The sequence below is a fragment of the Gracilibacillus suaedae genome, from assembly GCF_017599345.1.
In the GTDB taxonomy this organism is placed as follows: domain Bacteria; phylum Bacillota; class Bacilli; order Bacillales; family Amphibacillaceae; genus Gracilibacillus; species Gracilibacillus suaedae.
Window position 1 is genome coordinate 1 of the sequence record NZ_JAGFVL010000058.1, and the last position, 18,280, is coordinate 18,280.

Annotated in this window: 14 protein-coding genes and 1 pseudogene; 1 reads left to right on the forward strand and 14 read right to left on the reverse strand. The window is 36.5% G+C overall.

Translation table 11 applies throughout. The features are described 5' to 3' along the window. From J5J03_RS17745 to J5J03_RS17795, 11 genes are all read right to left on the reverse strand, one after another. Positions 1–440, reverse strand: a 440-nt coding sequence (locus tag J5J03_RS17745) for a T7SS effector LXG polymorphic toxin (protein WP_231710817.1), incomplete at its 3' end; no start/stop codon positions are given. A gap of 18 nt (positions 441–458) precedes the next feature. Beyond that, a complete protein-coding gene (locus tag J5J03_RS17750) occupies positions 459–758 on the reverse strand; it encodes a TIGR04197 family type VII secretion effector (protein WP_208591407.1) in 300 nt (99 codons plus the stop codon). Beyond that, entirely contained in the window at positions 759–1,178 is a 420-nt protein-coding gene (locus J5J03_RS17755) for a YwqH-like family protein (protein WP_208591408.1), read from the reverse strand. Positions 1,179–1,191: 13 nt separating this feature from the next. Next, entirely contained in the window at positions 1,192–5,637 is a 4,446-nt protein-coding gene (essC, locus tag J5J03_RS17760; protein WP_208591410.1) for a type VII secretion protein EssC, read from the reverse strand. Between the two features lie 243 nt (positions 5,638–5,880). Beyond that, complete coding sequence (essB, locus tag J5J03_RS17765; protein WP_208591413.1) at positions 5,881–7,167, reverse strand: type VII secretion protein EssB; 1,287 nt, start codon at positions 7,165–7,167, stop codon at positions 5,881–5,883. A gap of 19 nt (positions 7,168–7,186) precedes the next feature. Further along, entirely contained in the window at positions 7,187–7,456 is a 270-nt protein-coding gene (locus tag J5J03_RS17770; RefSeq protein ID WP_208591415.1) for an EsaB/YukD family protein, read from the reverse strand. A gap of 12 nt (positions 7,457–7,468) precedes the next feature. Then, complete coding sequence (gene essA, locus J5J03_RS17775) at positions 7,469–7,954, reverse strand: type VII secretion protein EssA (protein ID WP_208591417.1); 486 nt, start codon at positions 7,952–7,954, stop codon at positions 7,469–7,471. After that, positions 7,944–11,534 (reverse strand): type VII secretion protein EsaA, encoded by a 3,591-nt coding sequence (esaA, locus tag J5J03_RS17780; protein ID WP_208591420.1) that lies wholly within the window; start codon positions 11,532–11,534, stop codon positions 7,944–7,946. Before esaA ends, essA begins: the two co-directional genes overlap by 11 nt. A 217-nt stretch (positions 11,535–11,751) precedes the next feature. Beyond that, positions 11,752–12,048 (reverse strand): WXG100 family type VII secretion target, encoded by a 297-nt coding sequence (locus tag J5J03_RS17785; protein ID WP_018932434.1) that lies wholly within the window; start codon positions 12,046–12,048, stop codon positions 11,752–11,754. A 614-nt stretch (positions 12,049–12,662) separates the two neighbouring features. After that, positions 12,663–13,934: a hypothetical protein gene (locus tag J5J03_RS17790; protein WP_208591422.1), complete on the reverse strand. Its 1,272-nt coding sequence runs from the start codon at positions 13,932–13,934 to the stop codon at positions 12,663–12,665. Positions 13,935–13,952: 18 nt separating this feature from the next. Then, entirely contained in the window at positions 13,953–14,525 is a 573-nt protein-coding gene (locus J5J03_RS17795; protein ID WP_231710818.1) for a histidine phosphatase family protein, read from the reverse strand. Positions 14,526–14,710: 185 nt separating this feature from the next. On the opposite strand from J5J03_RS17795, the gene J5J03_RS17800 reads away from it, so the two are divergent. Next, positions 14,711–15,862, forward strand: coding sequence for an AI-2E family transporter (locus tag J5J03_RS17800; RefSeq protein ID WP_208591424.1), 1,152 nt, complete (start codon positions 14,711–14,713; stop codon positions 15,860–15,862). 48 nt (positions 15,863–15,910) lie between these two features. Here the strand turns inward: J5J03_RS17800 and J5J03_RS17805 are convergent. The 3 genes and pseudogenes from J5J03_RS17805 to J5J03_RS17815 all read right to left on the reverse strand — a co-directional run. Further along, positions 15,911–16,228 (reverse strand): annotated as a pseudogene (locus J5J03_RS17805) (isochorismatase family protein); the annotation flags it as partial. 65 nt (positions 16,229–16,293) lie between these two features. Continuing rightward, positions 16,294–16,458 (reverse strand): hypothetical protein, encoded by a 165-nt coding sequence (locus J5J03_RS17810; RefSeq protein WP_208591425.1) that lies wholly within the window; start codon positions 16,456–16,458, stop codon positions 16,294–16,296. Between the two features lie 414 nt (positions 16,459–16,872). Then, positions 16,873–18,156, reverse strand: coding sequence for an IS110 family RNA-guided transposase (locus tag J5J03_RS17815; protein WP_208585901.1), 1,284 nt, complete (start codon positions 18,154–18,156; stop codon positions 16,873–16,875). Positions 18,157–18,280 lie beyond the last annotated feature (124 nt).

Sequence of the window (18,280 nt, forward strand, 5' to 3'; positions counted from 1 at the left end):
TCATTATTGATTGCAACGAAAGAAGGAGTGGTTGCACTGCTAATATCTGAGATACTGCTAATAGTGCTACTTACTGAATCACGGTGTGTTTGTAAAGCTTCATAGTCCTCACTGACATCTTCCATTGTATCTCTAACATAATTACTTTCTATAATGGTGCTACTACTTTCATCTACTCTTGATTGGAAGGTCTCAATATGTTTGTTCAAATTCTCATATAAATCCGTAAAGACTCCATCAAATGTTGTTAAGACAGTAAGATGAAGGTCTCTAAAATATAATTTGGCTTGATCTGCAGTTTCCCCTGAAAAAGTAGTCATATTACAGATTTCTTCTATGTTTTGTTCCACTTTTGAAAGACTATCTTTTATATCTTCAGACTTTGATTTAAACTCATCCGAGAAGTCGATCACTTCTGACAGATCAACTTTATGTCCCATGGAATATCCCTCTCTTTCCTAACGTATTGGTTGTGGACCAACAATAGGATGTTTTACTGAAGCTAACTCTTCATCTTTTTCTCTCATTTGTTCACCAGTTTGTTCTAACGTAGATACATCTGCTTCTAAAATATTCTTATACTGCTCCAATAATTCCATCGCTTCTATTACATTCTCTAAATCCTTCGTGAACGGTTCAATATTCGTTTTACTGAAAGAGTTAGTTGTTGTATTTGTTTCAATATCCGCTACTGCAGTTTTTAATTTCGCTACATTAGCACGAAATACGCTCATATTAATTGAGACTTCTTTAGACATTTAGCTCAACTCCCTTTGCGCTTGAGTTATTTGCCAATTTAAAGAATTAAGTGAGTATTGCAAACTATTGATACTAGATTGATAGGATGCCTTTTCTGCTTCATATCTCCTGATATCATCATGAATCGCCTCTTTGGCATCTTCTACTTTAGATACGTATGTTTTGACGCTATCCTTGTAGCTATCATACTTGTCTTCAAACTTATCTTCTTCGCTACCGCGCCAGCTGTTCAAATCAATCGAAAGACTATTAATGGAACTCTTTACGGATTGTAAATCTGACAAGCTGGATGATATTTCGCTTAAAGCTTGACGTAATCGGGCTATTTTATCCTCCGTACTAGATATTAAAGATCGATTGGATTGTATTTGGCTTTGTACAGAACTTTTTCTCCAACGTAAGTAACTTAACGAACTCATCAATTCCTCCTCCTTATCGCGGAACTTTTATTTTAATATGTTGATGATCTCTTGCGTAATAGGCTTCATACGCCGCAGGATAGGTTTCCTTGCGAATAAATGGCTGACTGAAGATATCCTGGTCACCTAGACGCATGCTAACTAAACCTACATTCGATAATTTCCGAACCACTTTCGCTGGCTTTTCGAAGCTTGTGCTAATATAACTGGAATCTCCACAAACAATAAAATGTACATCTACCTTTGGACCTTGTTCAAATAAAACCGATAGATCCTCTTCTAACAGAAGACTTCTTTCAGCAAAGTCTTTTAAATCCCTAATCATAATCATCCATTTCACACCATTATGATCACCTTTGGTGCGAGTATTAATTTCTGTTAGAATATTTCGTTTTACAGCTGTGATGCCATCGTTATCAGAAATATAGGCATTCATCGTTGCTCCAATTTCTGATAAACCTTGATCAATTGTGTCAATAAGCATTGTTTGATATGGTTCCTTCAGCAATATCATACTTTTTGAAATCGCATTTGTCATTTTATCCAGACCATCTTTTCGATCACTGACAACCGTTAGGAAACCGTCTTTTTCCGGATCAAATCCGAGTGGTGCCACGTCTTCAAAGTCCAATCCAAGTGGTAACTGGCTTTGTTCCACCAGTTTCTTCGTTTTCTTTTTCTGCTTAAATGCTTCAAATTCAATTGCACCCTCAGGCATCATTGGAATTTCCTCTGGGAGCTCTCCATCCCAGAATGCTCCCATATCTTCTGCGATTTGTTTGATGCCCTCTATAATATCCAGAGCCTCTTCTCCTTCAGCAGGCAATACCGTTTGGAATAACGCAGGTTCATCCAACTTCAGTATCCCCCGTCCAGGTATCTCTTCAATTTCTAGATCTGTTTTGCCGACAATGGTACGAACTTCGATTGGATCAATTAAATATAGTGACACTTGTCGCTTAATATTCGATAATATTGGCATACGCATGGCACTTTGACGTCCAGCACTAATCGCTAAGTGGATACCAATACTTGCCCCTTCACGAGCTATCTGAGTAATCAGCTTGTTAAACTCATCTCCAAAATCAGCATCTTTCACAGAGTCAAAGTTATCGATCATCAGGAATAAGTTCGGGATCGTTTCGCCGCTTGCCTTCTCATACATTTCCATATCCGCAACACCATAACTACTTAATTTTCTTTTGCGTTCAGAGATGATACTAGTAAGCAGGCGAATCCATTTTTCTACCTTTTCGGTTTCATCTAACAATATCGTATCTGCGACATGTGGCAGATCTTTTAAAGGTAATAAACCATTGGTACCAAAATCTAATAAGTACACATGCAAATGTTCTGGATTATGCCGCTGAACAAGATCCATTAATAAACTTTGCAAAAAGGTAGACTTTCCATATCCCGGACTGGAAAAGACTGCAATATGTCCATCCTTGGTAAGATTGATTGATAGCGGTCTTTGCAGTTGTAATTCTGGCTGATCCAACATAGCAATTGTTGCTTCCAACTGCTGCTTTGGTTCATTCCATGCTTCCTTAAAGTCCACTTCATGCAATTCAGTCGCATAGATTCGTTCAGGTAATGGAGGCAACCATGGTCTTGGTAATGGTTCGATCTGCTGTGCTTCTGTATAGTCATGGATATAGTCAATGACCGCATCCAATTCAGTTGGTACACTCTCCACTTCTTCCTTCTTATCCAAACCACTCAAATCTTCAGTTAGGATGTCATATTGGCCTAAATCATTAATTGCATAAATGGTTGTGTCTACATATTCATGATCCTCTTTATCTGCTACATAATCTGCTCCACTCCAGGCACTCTGGAATAACTCATAGATTTCATTGTTTCCAACCTGCAAATAAGCACGACCTGGCAAGGTAATTTCTGCTGCATCAGATGTTTTTAATACTTCATTTGAATCACTAGCGTTCTGTACTTTTAATGCTAGTTTGAATTTGGAGTTAGACCAGATTTGATCATCGACTACACCACTAGGCTTTTGAGTAGCCAAAATTAAATGGATCCCTAATGAACGTCCAATTCTGGCTGTAGAGACTAATTCTTTCATAAAATCTGGCTGCTCCGATTTTAATTCGGCAAACTCATCCGAAATCAGGAACAAATGCGGCATCGGCTCGCTTGCTTTTCCTTGCTTATATAATTTTTGATATTGATTAATATGATTGACGTCATGTTCGCCAAATAGACGTTGACGTTTCTGCAATTCTGCTTTGATAGAAGCTAATGCTCTCATAGATTGTGTACGATCGAGATTGGTAATCGTTCCAAGTAAATGGGGCATATTCTTGAATAAGTTAGCCATACCCCCACCTTTATAGTCAATCAAGAGGAAGGCAACTTCATAAGGATGAAAATTAACCGCGAGCGAAAGAATATAAGATTGAATAATTTCGGACTTACCAGATCCAGTAGTACCTGCCACTAAACCATGTGGACCATGTGCTTTCTCATGCAGGTTAAGCTGAACAAGATCATTAATCCCTCTTAATCCTAATGGGACGGCCATTGTTTTATAGGTTTCGTTCATTGCCCAGCGCCCACTAATGTTTAATTCTTCGACTTTTTCTACGCCATACATTTCAAGAAAGGTAACACTTTCTGGTATTGAATTTTTCAAACTTTGTAAATGGTTTAACGGCGCTAGACCTCGTGAAACCTCTTCTTTATTAAATCCTTCTGGAAAATGATCTGGTACAAAGTTTTTATTAACCAATTCTTCTTCTTCTAATAAAATATTTCCCGTCTTCATGTCACGAATGTCAATAACGGTTTTAACATGTTCCGGAAGAGACTGCATGACATCTTGCACAAATACAAGAGATACCCCTAATTCACTTGGATCTTCATTAAAAAACTCCATGATGATATGATCCAAAATTAGCTTCTCGTCGGTAATCAAGATAACGTAATGTGGTGTGAAAATGGTTTTTTCCTGAGAATTCGCCTTTTCTTCTAATACTTGCTTACGCTCTTTTAAGACTTGATACATCGAATGCAGTACCTGGTCTCTAGAACGTTCATGATAGATAAATCCTCGAACATTAAGATCCTGCAAGCTTGCATGCGGTAACCAGCGCATCCAGTCCCATTGTGGCTTTTCGTCTTCTGGAAAAATATTAATAAACTGTATATCATGATAACTATGAAACATGGAAAGCTGAATGACTAACAACTGCAATTGCTCCAATACAAGCTCACGCTGACCAATATAACCGACAGGCCCTTTTGTCAGCGATGTTACGATTGGTACTTGAGATAAACCTTGAAATTGTGAGCGCAAGTCTCTTGCAGCATCTACTAACTCATCTTTATCTTGAGTAAACTCTTCTTCGCGGAATTCAATTTCAAAGCTTGTATCGACATCACCTAATCCCGCACGAAAATGAAGAAAATCATGATGATACATCGTTTTTTCATAAATCCGGGCATTCACGTCTAGGACTAAATCTCGAATCTCTCCTACATCTGGATAATGATAGAATAAAGCATGGCGCTGTTCTTCCGTTTCATGATAGAGTTCCTTTGTTTTTCGCTCCATATATTCACGATAAGTTTTATCTCTATGCTTCATATCTGTTTTATACTGCTTGACACTTTTAATATATGACGTGATAGAGAAAATTATAGTTGTCACCGTCATTGCTAGCATCACAACAATAAAGACTCCTCTTGGTTGAATAAGTGATACAATGATCAACGCTATGATCATCACAAGCGGTGGTACAATCGTTCGTGCTAGCTGTTCACTCGGTTTGTTCGGTTTACCTGAAGGCTTTGCGATTGTTTTTTTCTCTTCTGGTTCTCGATAAATAATCCGAGGAGAACGATGATAATCAGGGTAGTCAGGACTAAACTGCTCCTCCTTATCCGTAAGTGGGATTAGCTTAGATGTAACACGTCTTCCTGACGGTACCACTTCAATGTCTTCCTGACGAACAATCACGGTTACCCCATCAAAGAAAAGCTGATCACCTGGTTCCACATAGTTGTTTCCATTGGTAAATGAAAAGTTATGGAATACTACTCCTCCATGAACTTCTAAACGATAGCCTTCTTGCTCACGAAAAAGAAGCAGATCAGCCTCAATATCTTCAATTACCAGATCATCATATTCATTTTTGCTTATCGAAATGTGCTGTTTTGCTGCAATGTCAAACAGGTGTCGATTCTCTGTATCCGTTAAATAAAAATGAATCTTGTCACCATTTGAAAGGGATAGTTGTCTTTGTTGCTCCAATCGTTGATCATCTACAAAGCATGATTCACCATCCCACTTCACAGAGATTGACTGATCGAGCGTCAAGAAAGTCATCGTATCCGCCCAAACATTCCCCACTGTTATATCTTTTGGTGATCCTTCAGATAATCCAGTTTTATGAAGTTGCTCACCGTAATTTACCACAAGTGTTTTCTGTACCATCTGTTTCTTCCTCTCTTCACTAAACCACATAAATATTGCTTAACCGAATATCTTTATCTTTATTATACTTTGGTCAGATTCTATCCATAAAATTAGCTGTTATGGACAGTTTTACTCGTTCTTCTCATTTTGTTCTACTTTTGTCCATAAGGTTAGTTGTTATGGACAACTTTTTGCTTATTGTCCTAGATCTGTCCGTTAGACTACGTGTTCTTGTACTTATGATGGTTCTTCAGACATAATCTAAGATGGTTCTTCCTCCGTATTTTCTAAAGGCGGGTCTTCCTCGCTTATCGGTTGTTCACTTTCACCTGTTTCCATCCCTTCCTCAGATCCTGCTCCATTATCAAATTGGTTTTCTTCATCTTCAGTTAATTTGTATTCTTCACGATATTGGCGCAGCTCGTCTTGTAACTTACTAACTCTTTCATCGCGTTCTGCTCCACTTAAATCTGGATCATTACTTGCTTGCTCAATCTGTTTGATAAGTCCGTACATGATCAATTGCGGATCATCTAAATATTTTGCTTTATCCATCGCTAATTCGAAATCGCCACGACCATTGTAAATCCAATATAGTAAATAATCTTGATCACTATTTAAACTGATATTTTTCATAATCACGTTTTTATCGTTTTCTGATAATTGTTCAGAAGAAACGTATGAATAAGCAAGAATATACTTGGTTGCCCTCGGCAGGTCTTCTGCATCTTCACCATTTAACGTTGTTATTACGTCACTGTAATTAGAAGCTAAATACTCTTCATGAGCATCCAGTAAGCTCTGTTGATATGGAAGGCTTACTAAACCAATGTAAATCAGTGGTACTGCTAATAAAACGGCAATAATAATAAAAGAAATGGCAAGTCGTTTAAATAACAAGAAACGTCTGGTCGGAACTAGCTTCATTGTTTTTTCTGTTTTTTGTTGCTCAACGTTATATGTTGTTTGTAAATAATCAATAAATTGCTCAAGATCCTCTTGTTGATGTACCTTTTTTTCAAATTCTGTATCTTTTGCTTTTTCTAATCCTCCGTTGTATAGCTGATCAAATGTATATTTATTGGAGAGTAGCGCAATGCTAAAACACTTTAATTGTTTCAAAAAGTCCTGCTCCTCTATTTCATAAGGGGGAACAATATTTCGCACACCTCGATAAACGATATGAGGTTGCAGGTTATCGTCAAACAACAGATTATCAGGATGAATGAAAAAGGTTAAACGAGACAACAGAAACTTGTTCAAACTGGAAAGGTTATAAAGCAAGCGTAATTTTTCATGACGGTGGAGTCGCTGCAAATCTTTCCACTGCTTCTTTTTGGGATCAATAAAAAAGGAAAAAGTGAAAGCATCGCCTTCTTCTTCCACTTCTAAAGGTACAAATGATTCCTCTGTTGCCCCGGTTAACATCCGAATTTGCTGGGGATCTTTCACTCGTGTTTGTGATTTAGCTAAACGCAACTCCCATCTATCATCACTAATAGTAAATGGGAGGGACAGGTTATTAAACTCAATCGTTTTTTCTCTCATGTTTAACTTGCTCCTTCTTCTATCTAGTAGCACCTTCACACAGTACAGTTATAATATCGCCGCTAGTTACGGGATAGTCGATTAACATATCATCGTCAGCAAGAACGAGACCTTTTGTTTTCACTTTAAAGGCAGACTTTGATACCTTTAACTGATCAATTTTTAGCGTGTCAATGAGATCTAATAACAGTTGTTTCACTGAAATTTGAACGGGAACGCGTAAATCATAACTCCTCCCCATACCACATTCACTAAAATCAATCGTTACATCAATATGACTATTCTTCATTCTGTAACACTCCTAGTCAACCAATCTCTGAAACATTAGATACATGCCTCCACCAATGAGACAAGCAAGCCCTACAATTCCAGTCATGACTAATGAAGAACTTCCATTGTCCTCTTCTTCTTCCGTTGAACTTGCTGCTTCAGGAGCAACATAATCCTGAGTAAACAATGCTTGCTTCGTATCATCAATCATGGTATTCGGCTCTATTTCAGCAGCAAATAAATCTTGTTCTAATTTGTCTATTGATTCCTGCTGTTCTTCTTTAATAATTGAAATGACCTCTGTTGTCTCATCTTTAAATAATTCTGGAAACCTCTTCTCTAATTCTGTCTCCCTTTTACTGCGTTCTCCTTCAGAATCATTCTCCATGATCCGATCAATTTTCCAATTGATTTTTCCATTACTCTCATCGTTATCTTCTGCTGATGCAGACAAAGGCATCAGCAGAAGAAATAAACAACTAATTAAGATCATTTTGCTTATCGATTTAAGCAACATTCTCATCATCCTCTGTTACCTGACTGGATTTTCTCGTAACCACTAACAGATTTGCTAATACAGCAAGTAAGGCAATCACAATTAGACCAAATACGATAAACCCGTAATCAGACGATCCTTGCACCACTCTGTTTAATAATCGTTCGACATATTGTAATGGAGACAAGTCACGCCAATCTCCTACTCCTGATAAACTGTTCGTTAAAGCATTTGTCAAGAATAGGTACATACTCAATAAACCTAGTAAAATGAACATACCGATCATTTTCAGTTGTCGTAGTAAATAGGTTGCTGCAAGAACCATAGTAAACATAATCAAAATCATTAACCCGGTCCAAAGAATTAACTTTCCGCCACTAATTTGAAGTAAATAAGCGGACACTAAACCTAATACTAGCCCTTCCAACACTCCGACAGAAGCGATGATACCAGTGATTAGACCATTTTGGCTTACGATAGATTTTTCCTCTTCAAATTGATTCTCTGCCATTCGTTTCTGACTAATAGTTGACATACCATAGCCTGTAAACAAGGCAACTAGGAAACAAATCAAGACAAGGAAATAGGCTGTAAAAGTATCGGCTCTTTCAACAATGACTCCTTCATTTCTTGTTTCTACCGGATTGGCCAAGAAATCATATAAGTCTTCATTTTGTCTGTCGCCGATTCGACTGTTTGCCATCACATTGGTGAAGTTATCTACAAACTCCTGATCACTCATTAATTTATTTGTCATATTGGTAGCAAGTACTTCAGCCTCTTGAATTAGATCTGATCCACTCTGCTGAATCGTATCAGCCTGTTCATCGATTCGATCAAATGTTTGATAAACCGTTTCTGCTTCATTGAGATTATTGGATGCTTGATCTGCAAGAGTTTGACTTTGACTAAACACTGGTTGGTACCCTTCACTAAGGGACATTACCATTTGCTGTTCTTGCTCGTTCGTATTTTGAATTTCTGACTGGCTGTCTATTAAGCTTAAACTTTGGTCACGCCATTCGGTGATATCTTCTAATGTTGATTGTAAGTTATCATTTAAAATACGGGCAGCTTCTCTTGTATTTACTACTGTTGTCGCTAATTGATCTGCTCGTCTAATCGTTTCGTCAATATAACTACGATAATCTTCCATTTGGTTTTCATAGTTCACTAAAGGCTCTCTTATTTCTTCGGTTACATCAGCAATTACTTGCTCTGCAATATAATCTGTCAGTAATTCTCCGACATCTTTATTAAATAGTGCGTATAATGATTGATCTGACGCCATTTCTGTTAAACTTTCTTCCTGATCCACCTTAGCACATTTTTCAGACTCAGGATCTGCATCAACACAAGTCAAATCTAAGTCAAAGTATGCTTCATAAGAAGACAATAATTTTTGATATGGTGTAATAGTATCTTCTACAGCACGGATTAAATCTTCTGTAGCATCATCAATCACTGGTGTTTTAACACTGTGACGAATATAATGATGATCTATTTCTACTATTTCAATTTCTTTCTGTTCTTCTTCATTTTCATCAGGATTTTCCCCGTTATCTTCATCTGGCGTTTCTTCCTCCCCACCAGTTGAACCATCATCTTCTAACGGATCTTCTTCAGATCCATCATTCTCCTCTGGGTCCTCACCTACTTGATTGGATCCCTCATTGTCTTCACCGGTGCTCTCATCTGGAGAATCTTGATTGTTTTCGTCATTATTCAAATCACCTTGATCATTGTTTTGATCCTCACTGCCTGTGTCATCAACGCTTGATTCATTTTCCTCATCACTTGTTGAATCTGCTTCGGTATCCTCTTGACTTTCTGCATTGGTTTCAGGTGCTTCTGTTGATTCAGAACTATTTTCTGTATTAACTACAGTATAGCTTGCAACTATTGGTGTAGGTTCTTTAGTCGTAGGTTCTTCTTCCTCGGCTTCATCATCTTGTTCCAATTGTTCAGCATCTTCTTCATCAATTTGATATAACTCCCAATTCCATCGCTTCATGTCATACACATCAAGTGGTTGATCCAGATAATCATCTTTTAATCTCAATGTTAAAGCTACCGTGAATTCACCGTTCTGATAGGTAGGTAATTCGACTTCATCATTTTCCTGGTAGTTATAAAATGTATGTTCTTCTCCATCCGGAAGTTGGATTGATAATCTGCTAATGGCAAAGCCTTCTGGAATATCGGTAACCTTAAATTCTCTTAGTGGCTTCTCCGACTCAGGTAACATGACGGTATCTTTCAGCTCTACACCATTTATATTCAAATCTTCTTTTAATGCTTGAATATGTTCCGGTAATATCAAATCACGATTAACCGGATAGACTTCGTTAAATTCATCATTGTATTTCTTGGTCACTCTCATAACGTTTTGTATTTCTTTAATCATTTCCGGGGAAAGATCACTTTCTTCCAATGCTTCCTCGTCAAGAGAAGGTAATTGCGCAATTTGATCTTCCACTCTGTCTAGCAATTTATCTCGCTGTGTATCTAACAATATGGTCAGATCATTTTCGCCTTCAAATGCATTTTCAACAAAAGTTGCCAATCGCTCTCTAACGTTACTATTTATTGAGTCTACATTAAAGCTCTCTTGTTCCTCCATAATTGCTTGTAATGCAGTATCCAAACGTTTTTGTAATCCTCTAGTGTGAAATGCAAGATTTTCTACAGGATCCTCTTGATTTTCATTATTTAGCTGAAATTGTGCATTAATGTAATCATTAGTATCTTGAAGGTTTTGAAGTTGGCTGTTGACATCGCCATGATCTAACCCATTTTGGAAGCCATTTAATTGTTCTGCAAAATCATTATGTATCACACTATTGGATTGTTGTGTTTCTTCTACCTCTTGAATATTAGATTGATAGTCTTCAAAGCTCCCTAACTGTTCTACTAAGTTTTCTTCGTATGAATTCAAGGTATTTTCAAAACCATTAAAGGAATCTTTCGACACTTCCGCATTATCTTTTATCATGGTGAATTGGTTGGTATAACTAGATAACGGGTTGTGAACTGCATTATTGTATGTATAGGTTAGTTCTTCATATTCTTCTACATAATTCGCAACATTATCCTGAGCTTCCTGCAAGTTACCAATTACACTTGCAAAATAAACATCTATAATTCGACGGTTAAAATCGTTTAATATGTTACTTGCCGTTTCCTCTGCTTGAGTTCGAACCGCTTCACTGTCCGAAGCATTGATTTTATAATTCAATACAACTTGTTCAGGCGACTCCGAATCAATTGATAATGCTTTTTCGGTAAAGTTTTTCGGAATCACAATCATCATGTCATATGTATTTCGTTCTAATCCACTTTCCGCGACACCGCGACTAACAACAAACCATTCATGGTTAGTCTGATTGATGCTTTGGACAAACGCATCACCAAAACCTAATTCCACCCCATCAAACGTTGCACCATCATCTTCGTTGACAAGGGCAATTGACATTCTATCTTCTTTTATATCTACATCTTGTGAAGTAGAATCTCGATCTAATGATACATAAGACAAACCTATTATTAATGTTAGAATCAGCAGCAAAAAAATGGGCAGCTGTATCATATTTTTTTTCATATTGGACATCTCCTACCTATTATTTCGTAAATGAAGGTACTTTGCTGTAAGCACCATAAATATATATAAACGTATAAATGAAGGAAATAATGACATAAGGGGATAGGATTAAAAAGGCAGTATGAGGAGCTACACAATAGTAATCATCGTGTAGCTCATGACCTAAATCTTAACGTAATAGTTTTCAAACTAATTCCTTCGACTAACACACACTTATTTATCTAAGACCAAAATTTTGAGAAAGTGCTTCGTCTTGTTCTTGTACTGCCTGAGCTGTGCTTTTCAATTGTGTTTGAATCTCTAATAAAAGTTGTGAAAAGTTCTCAACTTTTGGTACGAGTTCAAGAAATTGTTCGTCAAATCGCTCAAATGAACGCCCTTCCCATTCTCCGCGCAGTTGTTCTTGTAAATTTCTCAATTTACTTAGTACTTCATTGATTTGGTCTGAACCTTGACCATACACTTCTGCTCGTGATTTTAGTTCCTCAGGCGTCATACGAATTTGTCCTGCCATTTTATTCATCTCCCTTTTTAAAAAGATAGGTGAAAGCTTAAGTACTTTCTGATTATTAGATTAGAAGATTCTAACATTTAAAGTCAACAGATAATACCATAATATAACAAAAACAGAACAATATACCTAAAATATAATTAAGTTGACATTTTATTACTAATTTTTGCTAAAAAACAAACTTTTTGACAAAATGCTACAAGTTTTTACGTTTTTCTCTCCTTCTAATTTTACATTTTAAGGAAATGATTAAACCGAATGTTTTACAATATTTTGAATTAAGGATATTTAGGTGAATCTTTCGACCTATTTATTTTTAACCGTTTCGCTTTACAAAATCATTAATTGAAAGTGATTTATCTATGAATGGATATAAAGTGTCAGTGATCATGAAATTAAATTTTCACATTACCTATATATATTTAGAAATTACTAGAAAGAAAAGGGGCTAATAGTTCGAAAAAATAGTTTTAGAGGTAGTCCATTTGAAATAAAATTTTCATCTGAGGTAGAAATAGAGATAGTGAATTATCCCTTCCCGTTTTTCGGTTTTGAGTATCCAGGAAAGGGAATAATTACACTCTGTCAAAAGAGATACAAGCTAAAATGGAACTGTATTATAACTCGTTTAATTTTACGACTTCACCATTTATCGCATGTATCCCATAGCGACAATCAAACGCTCCACATAAGAGGTATTGATTTTCTTTCCAATCATATACATAACATGGCTTTAATTGAAAATCCTTTTTTAATTTGTTATATGCATCTTCTTTGGTTACCCTTACTTCTCCGAGTTTTTGAAAGGCACTAAACATTTCCTCGATATCCTGTGTGTCCATAAAATTAACTACTTGAATACTTGTTGTATCGATCACAAGTAGCAACTTCTGTTGAAACACTAGGTTTGTTGGCGTTACTAATTTCAGTAACGCATTAATATAGCCATTTTTACGAAAAAGTGTATGTAATCTCCATTTTTCAGTATCATCTGGGTAAGCTTTTCGCAAAAAATCAATGACAGCTTGCACAAATTCTTTTTCTTCTTCGAAACTAATTGGTACCGTATCAGGAGACGGTTCTCGTGTAAATGCTTGTTCTATCGTAATTTTTTCATTCCAATCAATCTCTTTCCTTTCAAAAGGTTCGTCAAGTGGTGTTTGCCAATCCAGTATTCGCTTCACTTCTATGAATGCTCCTCTGTCATCCATCCTTGCAAAAGGAATAGTCGACATATTGTCATTTGTAATATAAGTCTCCTCAACCGCATAAACTGGAATTAAACATTCCTTTTCGTAAGAGGGAAAGTATACCAACTGCAACTGTTCCTTAGCAATTTCTTCTATTTTTTGCAGTGAGAGTTGATATGTTTCTTCTCTCACTAATGCTTTAGGAGGAAAATTGCCATGAACAGAAAATGAAGTAAGTCGTCCTCTATTATCCCATTCAACTTCTATAAAGCCAGCAGGTGAAACAGCAATACCATCGGTGCATTCTGCAAATAAAAGTCTATTTTCCTCTTCCTTTTTTAAATGAAAATGTCTACCATATCTTAATCTTGTTTCTTTTTCGATCCAATGTGTAATGGTATTGATGTCAAAATAGCCAAATGTTACACCATTGTCTTCATACGTTTTTCCTCCAACAAAAATGGCACTATTGAATTGTTGAGTATGTATATCCATTTCAATAACAGCTGTTCCTTCCGGATTTAATCCATCATCTTCATCTACAGTCACATGTTCAGGAAACCACTCCATGCTTAAAATATAATTCGTTTCATTAAAAATAGTAAGACTTCGGTCGATACTATGTCGTTTCAAATAGTAATTACCTAATCCAAATTTCCTTTGAGCCAACTCTATTAAATCTTTGATTCTTTCATCCATATGGTCGAGCCTCCTTCTTTAATAACTCCATATTCTTCCCACTTCTATTAAACTATTATTATCAAAAGTTAGTTGATAGATGTCAGGTTTTGAAGTACTTTTCCAAAAATCATATCCATAACGCTCATCAAAATAGTTCATAATAATCGTCATAATGTTTCCATGTGTTCCTATCACAATATTCTTTCCATTGTATTCATTTATCAACTGCATGATAGTAGGAATTGCACGATTTTGAGCATGTAGGGTAGATTCTCCACCTTCTAAGCAATATACTTTATTTTCAAAAGAATGCTCGATTGCTTTTAGCAGTTCTGGTTCAGGAAGTCTATATTGCAATCCTTTAATTGCCCTTTCCTTTAATGTTTCGTACTCTTTAATGGTTAATCCTTTATCATCTGCAATTCCTTGTACAGTTTGAATTGCCCTTGTATATGGACTTGAGATGATTGCTGCTATATCTGTATCCTTTAGCAATGCAGTTACTTTCCTAGCAGCGCTTTGTCCCTCTTGCGATAACCCTCTAGTTCTCTCTTCCCCAAGTCTAAATGGAGATGCTGCATGACGTACCATATATAGTACTGTTGTCAATATGCTTCCCTCCCCTTTATTTTTGTCCTTTATTAAATAATACCATATAATTACTTTTTAGTTGATTTTATCAAAATTAAAATAGTTGGAAGTATGCCACTATGATGATAATATTTGGTATATAATTGTTACTATAATGAAATAAGAATAAGGTAAATTACATAAAAAAAGGGAGATGCGGATTAATGGAGTCATCGGATCGTTTTTTAAAATTTCTTGGTGGTAAAAATATCTTTTATATTTTAACTTTCTTTCTTTTAATCGGGATTACAATCTTCATTTATTCGAAGGTTTCTTTTATCTTTTACCCACTGGAGGTTATTTTTTCTACACTGGCGCCGCCCGTTATACTAGCCTTTATTGCATACTATCTATTGAATCCAATCGTAGATATTTTAGAGCGAATCCGTATTCCGAGAATATGGGGTATTATTATACTGATTCTCGGCATTAGTGGAGCATTAACAGGCATTATTTTGTTAACCGCACCAGCAATTGAGGCACAAGTGAAAGGTTTAGTAGAGAACTTTCCAAGCTACTTAAATCAACTAGGGAATGGAATGACAACATGGATTCAAAACTCCTTCTTAGGGCCATATTATGATGAAGGCTATAACTGGTTAATGGAAAGATTGGGAGAACTTCCTGAAATAATTGGGAGTTATATAACTACTGGCTTTCAAGGGATACAAAATATTGCAAATACCATAACCACTACTGTTGTATCCATTATAACCTTTCCATTCATATTATTTTTCCTTTTAAAGGATGGAAAAAAGTTTGAAAAATTTAGCATTAAACTATTTCCGCCGAAATTTCGTGATGATATCAAACAACTTTTATCGAATATGGATACCCAAGTTGGTTCCTATATCCAAGGTCAAATCATCGTTGCATCCGTTATCGGTATCTTGCTATTTATTGGTTATCTCATCATTGGACTTGATTACGCATTTACCTTAGCAATTGTTGCAGCTGTTACGAGTGTTGTGCCTTATCTAGGTCCAACCATCGCCATCATTCCAGCCATTATTATAGCGATTGTCAGTTCACCATTTATGTTATTAAAGCTGGCTATTGTATGGATTGCGGTACAATTTTTAGAAGGTAATTTCGTTTCACCTAATATTATGGGAAAAACCATGCAGGTTCATCCATTAACCATTATTCTTGTTTTACTTATTGCAGGAAATTTATTCGGTATCCTCGGGGTGATTCTCGGAATTCCAGGCTATGCGATTGTGAAAGTTATCGTAGCCTATCTATTCCACAAATTCAAAAAACGATATAACAAATATTTTGGAGATGATCGTGGACATTATGAAATGGAAGAATGATCAAAGCATCTGTTTTCTTTTGATAGAAAGCAGATGCTTTTCCCATTCTTAACGGTATCTATCATGAATTGGATTAAACAAATCTTCATTACTATTTCTAACGATTGAAAAATTGTCTACGTTATAATGGCCATGAAGCGTTTCATTATGATGCTGAATAATTTGTTGAGCAGTTAAGTGTCTGGAGTCAGAAGTAGAGTGACCATCACCGACTAGTGTTACATCAAAGCAATTGATTGTTGCCGTTCTAACAGCTGTATCAATGCAATGTTCCGTCTGACATCCCATCATTACAAGGTGTTCTACGTTGGAATTATATAAATGTTCTTTTAAAGAAGTACCATAGAAGGAATTGGTAGCTATCTTCTTTTTCTATTTTCCGTACTTTTAACTTTTCATTTTGGAATAACACTTATACTTCTCCTCCTGAATCAAGTTACTTCTCTTTTTAAATAAAATACCGTTCCATTAACTCCTGCTAGTTCCCATCCTTCTCGACCTAGCGCATTTAATTTTTCAGTCATTACTGTACCGAAATCAGTATTAACCTTTAATTGAATTTGAATGTCTTCCACTCTATATTCGAATACTTTCACTTACCTTCACTCCCTCTATATATTTAAAATATCTTCTAAATACTCTTGTTTTCTCAGAATTTCATTAACACCTATTTTAGAATGCAGTCGGGGAGAGATATCTGTGGTTAGAATACAGAATATTCTAACACCAATTAATCCATCCTAACGACCAAATTGGTAGTGTTTGGTAAAAAACAGTATAACCATGCTTCACTTTCTCCACACTACTTATGGTCGCTTACCCTCCCATATATCACGGGATTTACATCCATACATTCCTTCGTCCTGCGTATCCACAAGGTGGAGGTCGGAAAAGCTCCTTTGCTGGGTCCTATGCCCGAATGGAAAAAAATAAGCTCCGACTCTGCATTATTGGTGTTTTTCGATTCCAAAAATTCATGTGCATTTATACTTACAATTCCATATGGCTCATTAAGCAGCTAGTAATGTTTCGTTTGGAGGAATTCCCTTCAATAGTTTACTTCCATCAAATTCACACTGTTTTTGTCCCATGGTAAACAGAACACGTACTAACTTCCCACATAACGCAATCAGTGATTGCTGCTTTTTCAGTGGACGATCAGGGCGTTTTGTGTAATACGTATGCAGGGCCTTAAACGTTGGGTTACTGGCTACAAGTGGGCGAACAGCTAAATATAAGGCTTTTCGTAGTTTCTTTCGCCCTCGTTTGGTTATTTTCGTTTGGCCCTTGAACTTTCCGGAACTATGCTCACGCAATGATAAGCCTGCCATATTCACTACTTGTTGAGGATGATCATACTTCATAAGATCCCCTACTTCTGAGAAAAAGGTGGCAACTGTCGTTACTCCCAGACCTTTAATCGCCATTATTTCTTTTGCCCCTGGTATATCATTCATTAACTCTGCGATTTCTTGATCTAGTTCTTCTAATTGGTCACGATACAATTCGTATTGATCCAATAGACTGTGTAATTCTTTCTTCGCAAAACGTAAGCCTATCTCAATACCAATACTTTTTTGTGCTTTTTCTACTAGTTTCGTTGCTCTTTTGATTCCAACACCACGCTTCACCACTGTTTTCCAGCGATCTAATACTTCTTCTGGTGTCATGTCACGAATGTCAGACGGAAATGGAAATTCCTGCAATGTGAAGAAGGCAGTTTTTCCATCCCAATCTTTAAACACATCGTTAAACTCCGGGAAGTATCGTTGGATATTGTTCTGAATGCGGCCTTCAATAATCATCAGCTGTTTGGTTAGTTGATCTCTTAATTTTATTCCTTCTCTTAGTTCGGCATATATGCCTTCGAGAAGATTTGGTACAGAGTATCTACCATCCTTCACCAGCTGGGCAATGACACGCGCATCTTTCGTGTCATTTTTCGTTGGCGAATTATCATCGAACTCTTTGGATTTCTTCACGTGCATAGGGTTCACTAGCACAAAATTATATTTCTGAGCTATTAAATAATAAGCAAGGCTTAGCCAGTAATGCCCTGTTGGCTCCGCTCCAAAAATAACTGTGGTTTTGTCATAGTCTTTTTGAAGCCTGGATACCCAATCCAATAACTGTTCAAAGCCATGTACCCGATTTTCAAAGATCAATCGTTTGCCAAATTCATACCCTCGATCATCCTGGGCGCGAGCTACGTGTTTGTCCTTGGCAATATCAATCCCCACGATTAGGGTTGATGGTGTGATTTGCGATAATTTACGATTTTGATTATAATTCATTATTGAGTCCTCTCCTTGGTATCTATTTAATTTCGGGGTCAATGCGCATTGACACCCTGTACTATACCAAGAGGGCTCTTTTTCTTTCAATCCTCAAATTTCTTCATTACAGGAATGCTCCTTT